Annotated in this window: 1 protein-coding gene; it reads right to left on the bottom strand. The window is 78.4% G+C overall.

Annotated elements, in window-relative coordinates:
• A partial coding sequence (locus HKX41_13140; GenBank protein NNC25079.1) for a hypothetical protein occupies nucleotides 1-241 on the bottom strand: 241 nt, incomplete at both ends.

Here is a 241-nt window from a genome sequence, read left to right as displayed (position 1 = left end):
TACAGCCCCGAGTCGGTCGCGGCGAGCGGGGTCCCCGAGTCGCCGCCGCGCCGGCCCGCGGGGTCGGACACGTCGTTCGCGTCGTCGAGGCCGCCGTGCGAGAGGCCGTCGTCGCCGACGCGGTAGACGCCGTCGCCGGCCGCGACGAGGCTCCCGTCGAGGGCGCGGACCGCTTCGACCTCGCCGAGGTCGGTCCACCCGGCCTCGTCGAAGCGGGCCACTCGGCCCGAGTCGTCCGCGG

The organism is Salifodinibacter halophilus, assembly GCA_012999515.1.
Classification (GTDB): domain Bacteria; phylum Pseudomonadota; class Gammaproteobacteria; order Nevskiales; family Salinisphaeraceae; genus Salifodinibacter; species Salifodinibacter halophilus.
The sequence above is the reverse complement of the archived record's forward strand: the minus strand, read 5'-3'. Positions and strand labels throughout refer to the sequence as shown.